Source organism: Clostridium hydrogeniformans DSM 21757 (assembly GCF_000686705.1).
GTDB lineage: Bacteria > Bacillota > Clostridia > Clostridiales > Clostridiaceae > Clostridium_Z > Clostridium_Z hydrogeniformans.
The window spans coordinates 70,928-85,262 of record NZ_JMLJ01000017.1 but is presented as its reverse complement, the minus strand read 5'-3'; the positions used below and the strand labels follow the sequence as shown (position 1 = coordinate 85,262).

The window sequence follows — 14,335 nt, the reverse complement described above, 5'->3', positions numbered from 1 at the left end:
ACCAGTAGCTATGGACGAAGGATTAAGATTCGCTATAAGAGAAGGTGGAAGAACAGTAGGATCAGGAGTTGTTACTTCTATAGTTAAATAATTAAATTTTTAATTATAATAGAAATAATAATAAAAGTTTTATTCTAAGTTTTAGGATAAACATTGATTATAAGATTAGAGTACCAATGAGCTTGAGGGAATTTAAGCCTAATATATAAAGGAGAATTCATAGCGCAATGAGTTTAGAATTTATATAGTAGGAAAAAGTTTTAGTATGTACTAAAAATCCTGTGATATTTAAGCGCAATGAATATTATGGGAAGTTCACTAAAAGGCCTTTAAAAAGTACGGGGGGATATTATATTATCCTCCTGTGCTTTTTTGTGTATGAATGAATTTTATAATCCTAATGTTGTATTCTTTTAATTATATGTATTGGAATTGTAAGTGTACTGATTAGTTAGTAGAGAGTTTAGGGTAAGTGAAATCTTATCTGAATTAAATTTTATTTTATTAAGATATACATTTTTTATTTATAATGAGTATTTTATATTTTAAAGTTTTAAATTTAATTATGAATATTTTAAAAGTAATAAATTATTTTAAATAGATAGGATAGTGTTATTAATAGGATTAAGAATTAGTTTTATCAATAGTATTAATTGCAACTTATATATAAGAAAATTTATACAGGTATTTTATGAAAAAATTATCTGTTGAAATTAATAAAAAAAATATATATAATGTTATAGGTATCCTGTTTATACATAAAGTTTTCATATAAATAGCTTATTATAAAAAAACTATTGTAAAAAGTTTTAAAATATATTATAATGTAATAGTTGTGAAGCTATAACAGTGATGAAACAAGAGGTTGCCGAGCTTACGGGGAATTCTTGTTGAGCATGTTTAGGTCTTAGAACCTGACGACGGGAATTCTATTCTTTGTATAAGGTTGTTTTAAACTATGAAACACCTGGAGCAGTTTATAGAACGTCCGCTGTTGTGCGTAAGTAAGTAAAGCGTACATGAAAAGGAGGGAATGAAATGTCAAAACAAAAAATAAGAATAAGATTAAAGGCGTTTGATCACACAATATTAGATCAATCAGCAGAGAAAATAGTTGAGACTGCAAAGTCTACAGGAGCAAAGGTGTCTGGCCCAGTGCCACTACCAACTGAGAAGGATATTATAACAGTCCTAAGAGCTCCACACAAGTATAAGGATGCAAGAGAGCAGTTCGAAATAAGAACTCATAAGAGATTAATCGACATAGTTAATCCATCACCTAAAACAGTTGATGCATTAATGAGATTAGATCTACCATCAGGAGTAGACATAGAAATAAAGTTATAAACGTACATAAAATAGTGTACGCGTAATAGATAACTATTACGAACTATTATGATTGCTAAAAAATAAAGTGATCCGCTAATATGTTTAGGAGGTGTAAAGCATGAAAAAAGCAATATTAGGAAAAAAAGTTGGAATGACTCAAATCTTTAACGAGAACGGAAAGGTTGTTCCTGTAACAGTTGTAGAAGCAGGTCCATGCGTAGTTCTTCAAAAGAAGACAACAGAAAAGGATGGATATGATGCAATACAAGTTGGATTTGGTGAAATAAGAGAAAAGCTAGTTAACAAGCCAAAGAAGGGACACTTCAACAAGGCTGGAGTAGCTGTTAAGAGATATATAAGAGAGTTCAGGCTTGAAAATGCTGGTGAATACCAAGTAGGTCAAGAATTAACAGTTGATATGTTCCAAGCAGGAGAAAAAGTTGATATAACTGGAACTTCTAAGGGTAAGGGATTTGCAGGAGTTATTAAGAAATGGAACTTCAGCAGAGGACCAATGTCTCACGGTTCTAAGTATCACAGAGGAGTAGGTTCTATGGGAGCTTCTTCTGATCCATCAAGAACATTTAAGAACAAGAAAATGCCTGGACACATGGGAAATGTTAAGAGAACAGTTATTAATCTTGAAGTTGTTAAAGTAATGGCTGAAAAGAATGTAATCTTAATAAAGGGTGGAATACCAGGACCAAACAAAGGTCTAGTAATAATAAGAAATAGCGTTAAAGCTTAATTTCTGTTAGAAAGGAGGATGCAGAATGCCAAAGGTAGGATTATTTAACATAGAAGCAAAGCAAGTTGGAGAAATCGAATTATCAGAAGTTGTATTTGGTGCTGAAGTGAAACCACACGTAATGCATCAAGTAGTAGTTGCTCTTTTAGCAAACAAGAGACAAGGAACTCAATCAGCTAAGACTAGAGCAGAGGTTTCTGGAGGTGGAATAAAGCCTTGGAGACAAAAAGGAACAGGTAGAGCAAGACAAGGATCTATAAGATCTCCACAGTGGATACACGGAGGAATTGTCTTCGCACCAAAGCCAAGAGACTACAGAGTTTCAACGCCTAAGAGTATGAGAAAAGTTGCTATGAAGTCAGCTTTAACAAGCAGAGTTCAAGACAACCAATTCTTAGTTCTTGAAAGCTTAGAATTAGCAGCTCCAAAGACTAAGGAAATGATTAAAATATTAAATGCGTTTGAAGCTAAGAAGACTTTAATAGTTACAGCAGAATCAAACGAGAATGTATATAAGTCAGCAAGAAACATAGAAGGGGTTTCAGTAATACCTGTAAACAACATAAATGTTTATGACTTATTAAAGTTTGAGAAGATATTAATAACTAAGGACGCTGTATCTAAGATTGAGGAGGTGTACGCATAATGAAGTTAACTAGCCATGATATAATAAGAAAGCCAGTTATAACTGAGAAGTCAATGACTGCAATGGCAGAAAAGAAATACACTTTCATCGTACACAGCAGCGCTAACAAAGTTCAAATAAAGAAAGCTGTTGAAGAAGTATTTGGTGTTAAAGTTGAAGATGTTAAGACTATAAACATGTTAGGCAAAACTAAAAGAGTTGGCGTACATGTTGGTAAGAGAGCAGATTTCAAGAAGGCTATCGTTAAGTTAGCGGCAGACAGCAAAGCTATAGAGTTCTTTGAAGGAATGCAATAGTACAGATAAATAAAGCCAGTATTGGCGGTTTCGCCAGATAAGCTGAAAAAGGAGGGAATTTAAATGGCAGTTAAAACTTTTAGACCTACTACCCCATCAAGAAGAGAAATGACTATGTCAACATTTGAAGAGATCACAACAAGTTCACCAGAAAAATCTCTTTTAGTGTCTTTAAAGAAGAGCGGTGGTAGAAATGCTCAAGGAAAGATAACTGTTAGACACCATGGTGGTGGTGCTAAGAGAAAATACAGAATAATAGATTTCAAGAGAAACAAGGATGGTATACCAGCGAAGGTTGTTTCTATAGAATACGATCCAAACAGAACAGCATACATAGCGTTAGTTGTATATGCTGATGGAGATAAGAGATACATAATCGCTCCAGTTGGATTAAAGGTTGGAGATACAGTAGTATCTGGACCAGATTCAGATATAAAGCCTGGTAATACACTTCAATTAAAGAACATACCAGTAGGTTCTGTAGTTCACAATGTTGAGCTTGCAGCAGGAAAAGGTGGTCAGCTTGTAAGAGCAGCGGGTTCTTCAGCACAATTAATGGCTAAAGAAGGAAACTATGCAACACTAAGATTACCATCAGGTGAAATGAGATATGTAAGAATTGAGTGTAGAGCAACAATAGGAACTGTTTCTAACTTAACTAACGATATAGTTAACATAGGTAAAGCAGGTAGAAAGAGACATATGGGAATCAGACCAACTGTAAGAGGATCTGTAATGAACCCATGTGACCACCCACACGGAGGAGGAGAAGGTAGATCTCCAATAGGAAGACCGAGTCCAGTTACTCCATGGGGTAAACCAGCTCTTGGATATAAGACTAGAAAGAATAAGAAGTATTCTGATAGATTAATAATAAAGGGAAGAAACGGAAGATAGTTCTAGGAGAGAATTCATATTCTCTTCTGAAGCTAACTTAATAAAGTTCTATGAAGGGAGGCCAATACATGAGTAGATCATTAAAAAAAGGACCTTTCGTGCATGAAGGTCTTTTAAAGAAGATAAATGAAATGAATAAAAATAGTGAGAAGAAGGTTATAAAGACTTGGTCAAGAAGTTCAACAATCTTCCCTCAAATGATAGGACACACAATAGCTGTTCATGACGGAAGAAAGCATGTTCCAGTATATGTTGTTGAGGATATGGTTGGACATAAACTTGGAGAATTCGTATTAACAAGAACTTATAGAGGACACGTTAATAACGAAAAAACTTCAAAGAGAAGATAACCTTGGAAAGGAGGAAACATTAATGGAAGCTAAAGCTATAGCTAAGTATATAAGAATGTCTCCAATGAAGGTTGGAGTTGTATTAGACTTAATAAGAGGAAAAAGTGTTAATGAAGCTTTTGCTATACTTAAATACACTCCAAAGGATGCCGCTGATGTAATATATAAGGTATTAAAATCAGCTGTTGCAAATGCGGAGAACAATAACAATTTAGATCCAGCTAGATTAGTTGTTGCGGAAGCACATGTAGGTCCAGGACCGACATTAAAGAGATTTAGACCACGTGCTCAAGGTAGAGCATATAGAATAAATAAAAGAACTAGTCATATAACACTAGTTGTAAAAGAAATAGCTTAAGTAGAAGGAGGGACATAGAGTGGGTCAAAAAGTTAATCCTCATGGACTAAGAGTTGGCGTTATCAAAGAATGGAACGCTAAATGGTATGCTGATAAAAATAATTTTTCAGATTACCTAGTAGAAGATAATAAGATTAGAACTTTTGTAAAGAAGAGACTATTCTCAGCAGGGATATCTAAGATTGAAATAGAAAGAGCTGCAAAGAGAGTAAAGTTAAACATATATACTGCTAAGCCAGGTGTTGTAATCGGCAGAGGTGGATCAGGAATAGAAGCTCTTAAGAAAGAGTTAAATGCTATAATACCAAACAAGAACATTCTAATCAACATAGTTGAAGTTAAGAATGTAGAAGCTGATGCACAGTTAATGGCAGAAAATGTAGCAGCACAATTAGAGAAGAGAATATCTTTCAGAAGAGCTATGAAGCAAACAATCCAAAGAGCAATGAAGAACAACGTTAAGGGTGTTAAGATTGCATGTTCAGGAAGACTTGGTGGAGCAGAAATAGCTAGAACAGAACACTATCATGAAGGCACTATTCCACTACAAACTCTAAGAGCTGATATAGACTACGGATTTGCTGAAGCAGACACAACTTACGGAAAAATCGGAGTTAAGGTTTGGGTTTATAATGGCGAAGTTCTTCCAACAAAGAAAGTTGATAAGAAGGAAGAGGCTAACGCGTAAGAAAGGAGGAATCAGTTATGTTAATGCCTAAAAGAGTAAAGCATCGTAAGGTACAACGTGGTAGAATGAGAGGTAAAGCTACAAGAGGTAACTTTATCGCATACGGAGATTACGCTATACAAGCTACAGAATGTGGTTGGATAACAAGCAACCAAATAGAAGCTGCGAGAATAGCTATCAATAGATATATAAAAAGAGGAGGAAAGCTTTGGATAAAGGTTTTCCCAGATAAGCCAGTAACTCAAAAACCAGCTGAAACTCGTATGGGTTCAGGTAAGGGTTCACCAGAGTACTGGGTAGCAGTAATTAAGCCAGGTAGAGTGTTATTCGAATTATCTGGAGTTAATGAAGAAGTAGCTAGAGAAGCTATGAGACTTGCATCACATAAACTTCCTGTAAAGACTAAGTTCGTTACAAGAAGAGACTTCGAAGAAATGGGTGGTGAGAAGAATGAAGGCTAGAGAGTTAAAAGAACTAAGAACAAACAGCCCTCAAGATTTAAGAGTAAAGCTAAGCGATCTTAAGGCTGAGCTATTCAACTTAAGATTCCAATTAGCTACTGGCCAATTAGAGAATCCAATGAGAATTAAAGAAGTGAAAAAGTCTATTGCCCAAATAAAGACTATAATAAGACAAGAAGAAATAAAGGCTTTTGAGCAGTAATCTGAAAGGAGGTATAACCTGTGGAAAGAGGAAATAGAAAGAGCAGAATCGGTAAGGTTGTTTCAGATAAGATGGATAAGACAATAGTTGTAGCTGTTGAAACAAAAGTTCGTCATCCTTTATATGGAAAGACTATGAATAAAACTACAAAGTTCAAAGCTCATGATGAAAATAATGAAGCTAAGTTAAATGATAGAGTAGAAATAATGGAGACTAGACCATTATCTAAAGATAAAAGATGGAGATTAGTAGAAATAGTTGAAAAGGCGAAATAGGTCTTTTAGACTGAAAGGAGGGTATTTGCATGATTCAACAACAAACCAGGCTAAAGGTTGCAGATAATTCAGGTGCAAAAGAAATTATGTGCATAAGAGTTTTAGGTGGTTCTAAGAGAAAATATGGAAACATCGGTGATATAATAGTTGCTAGTGTTAAAAGTGCAACACCAGGCGGAGTTGTTAAAAAAGGAGATGTTGTTAAGGCTGTTGTAGTTAGATCCGTTAAAGGACTAAGAAGAGGCGATGGTTCTTACATAAGATTCGATGAGAATGCAGCAGTTATAATAAAGGACGATAAGCAACCAAGAGGAACTCGTATCTTCGGACCAGTTGCAAGGGAGCTAAGAGATAAAGAGTTTACAAAAATATTATCATTAGCACCTGAAGTTCTATAAGATAGGGAGGTGTCTAAATAATGAAAGTTCATGTAAGAAAGAACGATACAGTTATGGTTATATCCGGTAAGGATAAGGGCAAAACTGGAGAGGTTTTATCAGTTATGCCTAAGACAGGAAAAGTTATTGTAAAAGGCGTAAATGTAGTAACTAAGCATAAGAAACCAAGCAAAGCAAATATGCAAGGTGGAATAGTTAAAGAAGAAGCTGCAATATATAGTTCAAAAGTAATGTTATATTGCAAAAAGTGTAGCAATGTTACAAGAATAAGCCACAAGTTATTAGAAGACGGAGCAAAAGTAAGACTTTGCAAGAAGTGTGGAGAAACATTCTAATATTTGAAAGGAGGTAGACCCAATGATCGCAAGACTACAAGAGAAGTATAATAACGAAATAGTTCCAGCTATGATGGAAAAGTTCGGATATAAAAATATAATGCAAGTTCCAAGACTTGAAAAAATAATTATAAACATGGGAGTTGGAGAGGCTAAGGATAATCCTAAGACTCTAGAAGCTGCAGTTGCTGATCTTCAATTAATATGTGGTCAAAAGCCAATATTAACAAGATCTAAGAAATCTGTTGCTAACTTCAAAATAAGAGAAAATATGCCAATAGGATGTAAAGTAACTCTAAGAAAGAACAAGATGTATGAGTTTGCCGATAAGTTCGTAAGCATAGCTCTACCAAGAGTAAGAGACTTTAGAGGAATATCTTCTAAGTCATTCGATGGAAGAGGAAACTACGCCCTAGGAATAAAAGAGCAACTAATATTCCCAGAGATTGAGTATGATAAGATAGATAAAGTTAGAGGAATGGATATAATCTTTGTAACAACTGCAGAGACTGACGAGGAAGCTAGAGAACTATTAAGATTCCTTGGAATGCCATTTGCTCAATAATTAAGGAGGGAAGATTGTGGCACGTAAAGCTTTAATAGAAAAGTGGAACAAGACACCTAAATATGCAAGCAGAGCATACACAAGATGTAGATTATGTGGAAGACCACATGCTGTTTTAAAGAAATTTGGAGTTTGTCGTATATGCTTCAGAGAATTAGCTTACAAAGGTGAAATCCCTGGATGTAGAAAGGCGAGCTGGTAAGATATTGTTATTGGATAAAGAAAGGAGGCACATAACATGGTTGTAACAGATCCTATCGCAGATTTGCTAACACGTATAAGAAATGCAAATGCTGTAAGACATGAAGTAGTAGAAGTTCCTTCTTCAAATGTAAAGAAGGCGATAGCTAATATATTATTACAAGAAGGATATATAAAGAATATAGAGGAATACTCAGATGGAGTAGTTCCAATGTTAAGAATGACTCTTAAGTACGGTGCTAACAAGGAAAGAGTTGTAACTGGTTTAAAGAGAATATCTAAGCCAGGATTAAGAGTTTACTGCCAAAAGGATGATATTCCTAAGGTATTAAACGGATTAGGAGTAGCAGTAGTATCTACTTCTAATGGAATAGTTACTGACAGAGAAGCTAGAAAGCTTGGAGTTGGTGGAGAAGTTCTTTGTTACGTATGGTAATTTAGAACAAAAGAGATTTGAAATATAGATTATAGTTAAGTATAGATTAGCGAGATATAGATATCCGCACACAAACAAGGAATGTAGGAGGTGCTATTATGTCAAGAGTTGGTAGATTACCAGTAGCCATTCCTAATGGTGTAACAGTTACTGTAACACCAGAGAACGTTGTTACAGTAAAGGGACCAAAGGGAGAATTAACAAAGGCTATGCATACAGATATAAACATAGCAATTGAAAATAATGAAGTTGTTGTTACAAGACCAAGTGATCATAAAACTCATAGATCTCTTCATGGTTTAACAAGAGCATTAATAAATAATATGGTTAAGGGAGTAACTGAAGGATATCAGAAGACTTTAGATCTTGTAGGTGTTGGTTATAGAGCACAATTACAAGGTAAGAAGCTTGTTATGAATCTTGGATTCTCTCATCCAGTAGAAATAGAGCCAATAGAAGGAATTACTTTTGAAGTTCCAGCTACAACTCAAGTTTTAGTTAAGGGAATAGATAAAGAAAAAGTTGGAGATGCTGCAGCTGATATCAGAAGCTGGAGAAAGCCAGAGCCATATAAGGGTAAAGGAATTAAGTACTCTAATGAAGTTATCAGACGTAAGGAAGGTAAGACTGGTAAGAAATAATAGAAAGGAGTGAAGCTAAATGATAAAGAAGCAAGATAGACAAGAACAAAGAGTTAGACGTCATCTAAGAGTTCGTAAAAAAGTTTCAGGAACTTCTCAAAGACCAAGACTAAGTGTTTATAGAAGTGAAAAGAACATATACGCTCAAATTATAGATGATGTAGCTGGAAAAACTTTAGTTGCTGCTTCTAGCTTAGATAAAGAGTTCACTAATAAAGTAGGTAGTAACAAAGATGCTGCTAAATTAGTAGGAGAAATGGTTGCTAAAAGAGCTATAGAAAATGGTATAAAGGATGTCGTATTCGACAGAGGTGGATACATATACCATGGAAGAATAAAAGAACTTGCAGACGGAGCAAGAGAAGCTGGCCTACAATTCTAATTTAAGGAGGGAAATACATGAGAATCGATCCTAGCACTCTAGATCTTAAAGAAAAAGTTGTACACATAAATAGAGTTACTAAGGTTGTTAAGGGTGGTAGAAACTTCAGATTCAGCGCTTTAGTTGTTGTTGGAGACGAGAACGGACACGTTGGCGTTGGTATAGGTAAGTCTATCGAGATACCTGAGGCGATCAGAAAAGGAATAGAAGATGCCAAGAAGAACCTAGTTAAGGTTGAATTAGTTGGAACAACAGTTCCTCATAGAATAAATGGTAAATTCGGAACTGGTAATGTATTAATAATGCCAGCTGCTGAAGGTACTGGAGTTATAGCTGGAGGTCCTGCAAGAGCGGTACTTGAGCTTGCTGGATTAAAAGACGTTAGAGCTAAGTCTTTAGGATCTAACAATCCAAAAAATATGGTTAATGCTACTATCAATGGATTAGCGAACCTTAGAACAGCTGAGCAAATTGCTAAGCTAAGAGGTAAATCTGTTGAAGAAATTTTAGGTTAAGGAGGGATTTGCCTTGGCTAAAATAAAGGTTACTTTAGTAAAAAGCTTAATAGGTAGAAAAAAAGATCATATAGCTACTGCAAACGCGTTAGGTTTAAAGAAAATAGGAGCTTGCAGAGAGCATGAGGGAACACCTCAGATATTAGGTATGATTAAAAAAGTTGACTACTTATTAAAAGTAGAAGAAATTTAATAAGTAAGAGGAGGTGTAAGTAGCATGAGACTTCATGATTTAACACCAGCAGCTGGAAGCAGAAAAGCTCCCAAAAGAGTTGGTAGAGGTACTGGATCAGGATTAGGAAGAAACGCTGGAAAAGGTGAAAAGGGTCAAAATTCTAGATCAGGTGGCGGAGTAAGACCTGGTTTCGAAGGAGGCCAAATGCCTTTATACAGAAGACTTCCTAAGAGAGGATTTACAAACATATTCGCAAAAGAGTATGTTACAATAAATGTTGACAGATTAAATATCTTTGAAGACGGAACAGTTGTAACTTTAGAATTATTACTTGAAAGAAGAGTAGTAAGTAAGTTATTAGACGGAGTTAAGATATTAGGAAACGGAAACTTAGAGAAAAAGTTAACAGTAAAGGCTACAAAATTCTCTAAATCTGCAGCTGAGAAAATAGAAGCAGCTGGAGGAAAAGTCGAGGTGGTATAAAATGCTATCAACCCTACGTAATGCATGGAAAGTTCCAGATTTAAGAAAAAGAATTTTATACACCATATTTTTAGTAGCAATTTTCAGGATAGGAAACTTTATTCCTGTTCCTGGAATTGATACAGCTCAATTACAAAGCATGAATAAAGCAGGAGGTTTAATTAACTTCTATGATTTCATGGCAGGAGGGGCATTTAGTAAATTTAGTATATTTGCATTAGCGGTTTCACCATACATAAATGCTTCTATTATAATGCAGCTTTTAACTATGGCAATTCCTCAACTAGAGCAATTGTCCAAAGAAGGGGAAGAAGGTAGAAAGAAGATACAAAATGTCACTAGATACTTAGCTATCCCTCTTTCAATTTTTATGGCTTATGGAATTGTTGCCTTAGCCATGAACACTGGGGCTGTATTAGATACATCAACATTAGGAATTATTTTAATAATGGTTCCTCTAATAGCAGCATCAGCTTTCTTAATGTGGCTTGGAGATCAAATCACAGTTAAGGGCATAGGAAACGGTGTTTCCCTTATAATATTTGTAAATATAATATCTAGATTCCCTGTAATGGTATATCAGCTTATCGATCGTACAAAGAGCGGTGATGTTGATATAATAGGAATGTCTTTATTCATAATAATATCAGTAGCAATGATTTTAGCAGTAATAGTAATGACTCTTGCTGAAAGAAGGATACCTGTACAATACGCTGGTAAGGCTGTTGGAAATAAGACCTATAAAGGTCAATCAACTCATATTCCAATAGGTATAAGTGGATCAGCAGTTATAGCAATAATATTTGCTTTATCTGTATTACAGTTCCCACCAACTATTGCACAATTCTTCCCAAATTCTTCATTTGCTACTTGGATAAACACAAGTCCATATAGTATCTTTAAAACTGACAGTGCAGCTTATATGGTGGTTTATGCGATTTTTGTTATATTCTTTACTTGGTTTTATTCTCAAGTAACATTTAAGCCAGATGAAATGGCAGAGAATATGCATAAGTCAGCAGGATTTATTCCTGGAATTAGACCAGGTGAGCCAACTGCTAAGTTTATAGAGAGAGTTTTAGATAGAATTTCTGTTTTAGGAGGAACTTTTGCAGCTTTAATTGCAATATTCCCACTAGTTATGGATGCATACACACCATTTAAGGGCATACAGTTCGGAGGAACAATGCTATTAATCTTAGTTGGTGTATCACTTGATACAATGAGACAAATAGAGTCACAGCTAGTAATGCGTCATTATCAAGGATTTCTTAAATAGTAAAAATTGGAGATGATGCCGGTGAAGATTATATTATTAGGTCCTCCAGGTGCAGGAAAAGGTACTCAAGCTAAATCAATAAGTAACAGATATGATATACCTCATATATCAACTGGAGATATATTTAGAAAGAATATATCAGAAGAGACTCCCTTAGGAGTAGAAGCTAAAAGATATATCGATAATGGACAGTTAGTTCCAGATTCTTTAACTATTGATATAGTTAAAGATAGATTATCTGATGAGGACTGTAAGAAAGGTTTTCTACTTGATGGATTTCCAAGAACAGTTGCTCAAGCTGAAGCCCTAAAAGTATTTCTTCAGAATAAAAATGAAGGCATGGATTGTGCTTTATTAATAGATGTTCCTAAAGACTTCATATTAGATAGAATGACTGGAAGAAGAGTTTGTCTTTCTTGTGGAGCTAGTTATCACATAAAGTTTAACCCATCAAAGGTTGAAGGTAAGTGTGATGTATGTGGTAGTGACATAATTCAGCGTAAAGATGATAATGAAGCTACTGTTAAAGAAAGACTACAAGTATATGACAATCAGACTCAACCATTAATTAATTACTATAATGAAGAAAAATTACTTAAAGTAGTTGATGGAACTAAAGCTATAAATGAAGTTTTTGATAGTGTATGTAATATACTAGGGAGAGATAAGTAATGATTCATATCAAAAATAGTCAAGAGATTGATTGTATGAGAGAAGCAGGAAGAATTGTTGGTGAAACTCTTTTAATGTTTAAAGGAATTATAAAACCAGGAATGACTACTGCTGATATAGATAAGATTGCAGAAGAATTTATAACTAAGCAAGGAGCTAAGCCTTCCTTTAAAGGATATGGTGGGTTTCCGGCTACACTATGTGTAAGTGTAAATGATGAGGTTGTACATGGAATACCAGGAAATAGAGTTCTTCAAGATGGTGACATTGTTACTTTAGATTGTGGAGCTTATGTAAATGGCTTTCATGGAGATGCTGCAAGAACATATCCTGTAGGAAGCATTTCCGAGGAAGCTTCAAAACTTATAAGAGTTACTGAAGAAAGCTTCTTTAAGGGCATAGAAAATGCAGTTATAGGCAAGAGACTTACAGATATATCTCATGCTATACAAACTCATGTTGAGACAAACGGCTTCTCAGTAGTAAGAGATTTCGTGGGTCATGGCATAGGCAAAAGCCTACATGAAGACCCTGAGGTTCCGAATTTTGGGAGACCAGGCAGGGGACCAAAGCTGGTTGAAGGAATGGTGTTAGCTATAGAACCTATGGTTAATATAGGAAAGTTTCATGTTGTAACTAAGGCTGATGGATGGACAGTTGTTACTGCCGATAAAAGTCTTTCAGCACAATATGAAAACACAGTAGTAATTCTACCAGAAGGTCCAGAAATTTTAACTCTAATAAAATAGAGATAATTCTGCTTAGTTATAAATTCATATGGCATCTAGCATAAGAACTTATGACTAAGGTAATCATAGAGGTGAATAATTTGCAAGACAATGATTTAATAGGTACAGTTGTAATTTCTAAATCAGGAAGAGACAGAGGTAATTACTACATTGTCATAGAGCAAATAGATGAGAATTATGTGTTACTTGCTGATGGAAAGAGGAAGACCGTAGAGGCTCCTAAGAAAAAGAAGCTAAGACATTTAAATATTACGAGTGATTTAGCTGATGATATAAAAAAAGTAATAATGTCTAATAATAAAGAAGTAGATGTTATTATAAAAAAGTTTTTTAAAGCTAAAGGCATTATTTAAGGAGGTTTGATTACCTTATGCCAAAAGATGATGTTATAGAAATGGAAGGTAGAGTATTAGAATCTTTACCAAACGCAACATTTGAAGTAGAATTAGAAAGTGGGCATAAAATATTAGCTCATTTATCAGGAAAGTTAAGAATGAACTTCATAAGAATAATTCCGGGAGATAAGGTAACTGTGGAATTATCTCCATATGACCTAACTCGTGGAAGAATTACTTGGAGAGCAAAGTAATAAGGAGGGTTAACTATGAAAGTAAGACCATCAGTTAAGCCTATTTGCGAAAAGTGCAAAGTTATAAAAAGAAAAGGAAGAGTAATGGTTATCTGTGAAAATCCTAAGCACAAGCAAAAGCAAGGCTAAGATTATCAAAGATATTAAGTTTTAGGTGCGGCTGATAAGGAAGGGATTGCTCACTTCCTTAGGACTTAAAATTTCATATATAAATAAAAGGTTATAAAATTTATTGATGTACAAAAAGATTAGTGTATCTCAATTACCAGGAGGTGTAAGTTTTAATGGCAAGAATATCAGGTGTTGACCTACCAAAAGAAAAAAGAGTTGAAATAGGTTTAACATATATCTTTGGAATAGGACTACCAACTTCTCATAAAATTCTTGAAGCTACAGGAGTAAATTCTGATACTAGAGTTAAGGATTTAACTGAAGAAGAAGTTAATGCTATAAGAGATTATATAAACAAGAATTTAAAAGTTGAGGGAGATCTTAGAAGAGATGTCGCTCTTAGCATAAAGAGATTAGTTGAAATAGGATGTTATAGAGGTATTAGACATAGAAGAGGACTTCCAGTAAGAGGTCAAAAGACTAAGACTAATGCTAGAACAAGAAAAGGTCCTAAGAAGACTATAGCTAACAAGAAGAAGTAATAAGTAAGGAGG

At 34.7% G+C, this 14,335-nt stretch carries 29 protein-coding genes; all 29 read left to right on the top strand.

The window, feature by feature from the left end:
* On the top strand, positions 1-91 hold a 91-nt coding region (locus BR69_RS21540), incomplete at its 5' end, for an EF-Tu C-terminal domain-related protein (RefSeq protein WP_150112267.1).
* A 947-nt stretch (positions 92-1,038) separates the two neighbouring features.
* Positions 1,039-1,347 carry a 30S ribosomal protein S10 gene (gene rpsJ, locus BR69_RS0111155; protein ID WP_027633272.1) on the top strand — a complete coding sequence of 103 codons (309 nt, stop codon included), beginning with the start codon at positions 1,039-1,041 and terminating at the stop codon, positions 1,345-1,347.
* A 100-nt stretch (positions 1,348-1,447) separates the two neighbouring features.
* Positions 1,448-2,077 (top strand): 50S ribosomal protein L3, encoded by a 630-nt coding sequence (rplC, locus tag BR69_RS0111150; protein WP_027633271.1) that lies wholly within the window; start codon positions 1,448-1,450, stop codon positions 2,075-2,077.
* A 25-nt stretch (positions 2,078-2,102) separates the two neighbouring features.
* Positions 2,103-2,723: a 50S ribosomal protein L4 gene (gene rplD / locus BR69_RS0111145; protein ID WP_027633270.1), complete on the top strand. Its 621-nt coding sequence runs from the start codon at positions 2,103-2,105 to the stop codon at positions 2,721-2,723.
* Positions 2,723-3,019: a 50S ribosomal protein L23 gene (gene rplW, locus BR69_RS0111140; protein WP_027633269.1), complete on the top strand. Its 297-nt coding sequence runs from the start codon at positions 2,723-2,725 to the stop codon at positions 3,017-3,019. The genes rplD and rplW overlap by 1 nt, the downstream gene beginning before the upstream one ends.
* Positions 3,020-3,082: 63 nt before the next feature.
* Positions 3,083-3,916 (top strand): 50S ribosomal protein L2, encoded by an 834-nt coding sequence (gene rplB / locus BR69_RS0111135; RefSeq protein ID WP_027633268.1) that lies wholly within the window; start codon positions 3,083-3,085, stop codon positions 3,914-3,916.
* A gap of 68 nt (positions 3,917-3,984) precedes the next feature.
* Positions 3,985-4,266 (top strand): 30S ribosomal protein S19, encoded by a 282-nt coding sequence (rpsS, locus tag BR69_RS0111130; protein WP_027633267.1) that lies wholly within the window; start codon positions 3,985-3,987, stop codon positions 4,264-4,266.
* Positions 4,267-4,288: 22 nt separating this feature from the next.
* Positions 4,289-4,624 carry a 50S ribosomal protein L22 gene (rplV, locus tag BR69_RS0111125; protein WP_027633266.1) on the top strand — a complete coding sequence of 112 codons (336 nt, stop codon included), beginning with the start codon at positions 4,289-4,291 and terminating at the stop codon, positions 4,622-4,624.
* A 19-nt stretch (positions 4,625-4,643) separates the two neighbouring features.
* The gene (gene rpsC / locus BR69_RS0111120) at positions 4,644-5,312 is read left to right on the top strand and encodes a 30S ribosomal protein S3 (RefSeq protein WP_027633265.1); all 669 of its coding nucleotides are present in this window, start codon (positions 4,644-4,646) and stop codon (positions 5,310-5,312) included.
* A 17-nt stretch (positions 5,313-5,329) separates the two neighbouring features.
* Positions 5,330-5,773, top strand: coding sequence for a 50S ribosomal protein L16 (gene rplP, locus BR69_RS0111115; protein WP_027633264.1), 444 nt, complete (start codon positions 5,330-5,332; stop codon positions 5,771-5,773).
* On the top strand, positions 5,763-5,975 hold the full coding sequence (gene rpmC, locus BR69_RS0111110; RefSeq protein WP_027633263.1) for a 50S ribosomal protein L29: 213 nt from the start codon (positions 5,763-5,765) through the stop codon (positions 5,973-5,975). Before rplP ends, rpmC begins: the two co-directional genes overlap by 11 nt.
* Positions 5,976-5,995: 20 nt before the next feature.
* On the top strand, positions 5,996-6,250 hold the full coding sequence (rpsQ, locus tag BR69_RS0111105; RefSeq protein ID WP_027633262.1) for a 30S ribosomal protein S17: 255 nt from the start codon (positions 5,996-5,998) through the stop codon (positions 6,248-6,250).
* A 29-nt stretch (positions 6,251-6,279) separates the two neighbouring features.
* The gene (gene rplN, locus BR69_RS0111100) at positions 6,280-6,648 is read left to right on the top strand and encodes a 50S ribosomal protein L14 (protein ID WP_027633261.1); all 369 of its coding nucleotides are present in this window, start codon (positions 6,280-6,282) and stop codon (positions 6,646-6,648) included.
* A gap of 20 nt (positions 6,649-6,668) precedes the next feature.
* Positions 6,669-6,983, top strand: coding sequence for a 50S ribosomal protein L24 (gene rplX / locus BR69_RS0111095; protein WP_034849793.1), 315 nt, complete (start codon positions 6,669-6,671; stop codon positions 6,981-6,983).
* A gap of 22 nt (positions 6,984-7,005) precedes the next feature.
* Positions 7,006-7,548 carry a 50S ribosomal protein L5 gene (gene rplE / locus BR69_RS0111090; RefSeq protein ID WP_034849791.1) on the top strand — a complete coding sequence of 181 codons (543 nt, stop codon included), beginning with the start codon at positions 7,006-7,008 and terminating at the stop codon, positions 7,546-7,548.
* Positions 7,549-7,564: 16 nt separating this feature from the next.
* On the top strand, positions 7,565-7,750 hold the full coding sequence (locus BR69_RS0111085; protein ID WP_027633258.1) for a type Z 30S ribosomal protein S14: 186 nt from the start codon (positions 7,565-7,567) through the stop codon (positions 7,748-7,750).
* A 36-nt stretch (positions 7,751-7,786) separates the two neighbouring features.
* A complete protein-coding gene (gene rpsH / locus BR69_RS0111080) occupies positions 7,787-8,185 on the top strand; it encodes a 30S ribosomal protein S8 (RefSeq protein WP_027633257.1) in 399 nt (132 codons plus the stop codon).
* Between the two features lie 98 nt (positions 8,186-8,283).
* Positions 8,284-8,826, top strand: coding sequence for a 50S ribosomal protein L6 (rplF, locus tag BR69_RS0111075; RefSeq protein ID WP_027633256.1), 543 nt, complete (start codon positions 8,284-8,286; stop codon positions 8,824-8,826).
* 19 nt (positions 8,827-8,845) lie between these two features.
* Positions 8,846-9,208: a 50S ribosomal protein L18 gene (gene rplR, locus BR69_RS0111070; RefSeq protein ID WP_027633255.1), complete on the top strand. Its 363-nt coding sequence runs from the start codon at positions 8,846-8,848 to the stop codon at positions 9,206-9,208.
* A 17-nt stretch (positions 9,209-9,225) separates the two neighbouring features.
* Positions 9,226-9,723 (top strand): 30S ribosomal protein S5, encoded by a 498-nt coding sequence (gene rpsE / locus BR69_RS0111065; protein ID WP_027633254.1) that lies wholly within the window; start codon positions 9,226-9,228, stop codon positions 9,721-9,723.
* A 13-nt stretch (positions 9,724-9,736) separates the two neighbouring features.
* Positions 9,737-9,916, top strand: a complete 180-nt coding sequence (gene rpmD / locus BR69_RS0111060) for a 50S ribosomal protein L30 (RefSeq protein ID WP_027633253.1) — start codon at positions 9,737-9,739, stop codon at positions 9,914-9,916.
* A gap of 24 nt (positions 9,917-9,940) precedes the next feature.
* Complete coding sequence (rplO, locus tag BR69_RS0111055; RefSeq protein WP_027633252.1) at positions 9,941-10,381, top strand: 50S ribosomal protein L15; 441 nt, start codon at positions 9,941-9,943, stop codon at positions 10,379-10,381.
* Between the two features lies 1 nt (position 10,382).
* Positions 10,383-11,660 (top strand): preprotein translocase subunit SecY, encoded by a 1,278-nt coding sequence (gene secY, locus BR69_RS0111050; RefSeq protein ID WP_027633251.1) that lies wholly within the window; start codon positions 10,383-10,385, stop codon positions 11,658-11,660.
* Between the two features lie 21 nt (positions 11,661-11,681).
* A complete protein-coding gene (locus BR69_RS0111045; RefSeq protein ID WP_027633250.1) occupies positions 11,682-12,332 on the top strand; it encodes an adenylate kinase in 651 nt (216 codons plus the stop codon).
* Positions 12,332-13,081 (top strand): type I methionyl aminopeptidase, encoded by a 750-nt coding sequence (gene map, locus BR69_RS0111040; protein WP_027633249.1) that lies wholly within the window; start codon positions 12,332-12,334, stop codon positions 13,079-13,081. The genes BR69_RS0111045 and map overlap by 1 nt, the downstream gene beginning before the upstream one ends.
* A gap of 71 nt (positions 13,082-13,152) precedes the next feature.
* Positions 13,153-13,434, top strand: coding sequence for a KOW domain-containing RNA-binding protein (locus tag BR69_RS0111035; RefSeq protein ID WP_242840688.1), 282 nt, complete (start codon positions 13,153-13,155; stop codon positions 13,432-13,434).
* Between the two features lie 17 nt (positions 13,435-13,451).
* Positions 13,452-13,670 (top strand): translation initiation factor IF-1, encoded by a 219-nt coding sequence (infA, locus tag BR69_RS0111030; RefSeq protein WP_027633247.1) that lies wholly within the window; start codon positions 13,452-13,454, stop codon positions 13,668-13,670.
* Between the two features lie 15 nt (positions 13,671-13,685).
* The gene (rpmJ, locus tag BR69_RS0111025; RefSeq protein WP_003373491.1) at positions 13,686-13,799 is read left to right on the top strand and encodes a 50S ribosomal protein L36; all 114 of its coding nucleotides are present in this window, start codon (positions 13,686-13,688) and stop codon (positions 13,797-13,799) included.
* Between the two features lie 155 nt (positions 13,800-13,954).
* Positions 13,955-14,323 (top strand): 30S ribosomal protein S13, encoded by a 369-nt coding sequence (gene rpsM, locus BR69_RS0111020; RefSeq protein WP_027633246.1) that lies wholly within the window; start codon positions 13,955-13,957, stop codon positions 14,321-14,323.
* Positions 14,324-14,335 lie beyond the last annotated feature (12 nt).

What these genes read in the sequence shown, in the direction of transcription:
- rplR (WP_027633255.1), top strand. Translation starts at nt 8,846, where the DNA reads ATGATAAAGAAGCAAGATAGACAAGAACAAAGAGTTAGACGTCATCTA.
- rplB (WP_027633268.1), top strand. Translation starts at nt 3,083, where the DNA reads ATGGCAGTTAAAACTTTTAGACCTACTACCCCATCAAGAAGAGAAATG.
- rplE (WP_034849791.1), top strand. Translation starts at nt 7,006, where the DNA reads ATGATCGCAAGACTACAAGAGAAGTATAATAACGAAATAGTTCCAGCT.
- rplP (WP_027633264.1), top strand. Translation starts at nt 5,330, where the DNA reads ATGTTAATGCCTAAAAGAGTAAAGCATCGTAAGGTACAACGTGGTAGA.
- rpsS (WP_027633267.1), top strand. Translation starts at nt 3,985, where the DNA reads ATGAGTAGATCATTAAAAAAAGGACCTTTCGTGCATGAAGGTCTTTTA.
- rplC (WP_027633271.1), top strand. Translation starts at nt 1,448, where the DNA reads ATGAAAAAAGCAATATTAGGAAAAAAAGTTGGAATGACTCAAATCTTT.
- rplD (WP_027633270.1), top strand. Translation starts at nt 2,103, where the DNA reads ATGCCAAAGGTAGGATTATTTAACATAGAAGCAAAGCAAGTTGGAGAA.
- rpsE (WP_027633254.1), top strand. Translation starts at nt 9,226, where the DNA reads ATGAGAATCGATCCTAGCACTCTAGATCTTAAAGAAAAAGTTGTACAC.
- secY (WP_027633251.1), top strand. Translation starts at nt 10,383, where the DNA reads ATGCTATCAACCCTACGTAATGCATGGAAAGTTCCAGATTTAAGAAAA.
- infA (WP_027633247.1), top strand. Translation starts at nt 13,452, where the DNA reads ATGCCAAAAGATGATGTTATAGAAATGGAAGGTAGAGTATTAGAATCT.
- rplX (WP_034849793.1), top strand. Translation starts at nt 6,669, where the DNA reads ATGAAAGTTCATGTAAGAAAGAACGATACAGTTATGGTTATATCCGGT.
- rpsM (WP_027633246.1), top strand. Translation starts at nt 13,955, where the DNA reads ATGGCAAGAATATCAGGTGTTGACCTACCAAAAGAAAAAAGAGTTGAA.
- rpsJ (WP_027633272.1), top strand. Translation starts at nt 1,039, where the DNA reads ATGTCAAAACAAAAAATAAGAATAAGATTAAAGGCGTTTGATCACACA.
- rplW (WP_027633269.1), top strand. Translation starts at nt 2,723, where the DNA reads ATGAAGTTAACTAGCCATGATATAATAAGAAAGCCAGTTATAACTGAG.
- rplN (WP_027633261.1), top strand. Translation starts at nt 6,280, where the DNA reads ATGATTCAACAACAAACCAGGCTAAAGGTTGCAGATAATTCAGGTGCA.
- rpmC (WP_027633263.1), top strand. Translation starts at nt 5,763, where the DNA reads ATGAAGGCTAGAGAGTTAAAAGAACTAAGAACAAACAGCCCTCAAGAT.
- rplF (WP_027633256.1), top strand. Translation starts at nt 8,284, where the DNA reads ATGTCAAGAGTTGGTAGATTACCAGTAGCCATTCCTAATGGTGTAACA.
- rpmJ (WP_003373491.1), top strand. Translation starts at nt 13,686, where the DNA reads ATGAAAGTAAGACCATCAGTTAAGCCTATTTGCGAAAAGTGCAAAGTT.
- rpsH (WP_027633257.1), top strand. Translation starts at nt 7,787, where the DNA reads ATGGTTGTAACAGATCCTATCGCAGATTTGCTAACACGTATAAGAAAT.
- map (WP_027633249.1), top strand. Translation starts at nt 12,332, where the DNA reads ATGATTCATATCAAAAATAGTCAAGAGATTGATTGTATGAGAGAAGCA.
- rplO (WP_027633252.1), top strand. Translation starts at nt 9,941, where the DNA reads ATGAGACTTCATGATTTAACACCAGCAGCTGGAAGCAGAAAAGCTCCC.
- rplV (WP_027633266.1), top strand. Translation starts at nt 4,289, where the DNA reads ATGGAAGCTAAAGCTATAGCTAAGTATATAAGAATGTCTCCAATGAAG.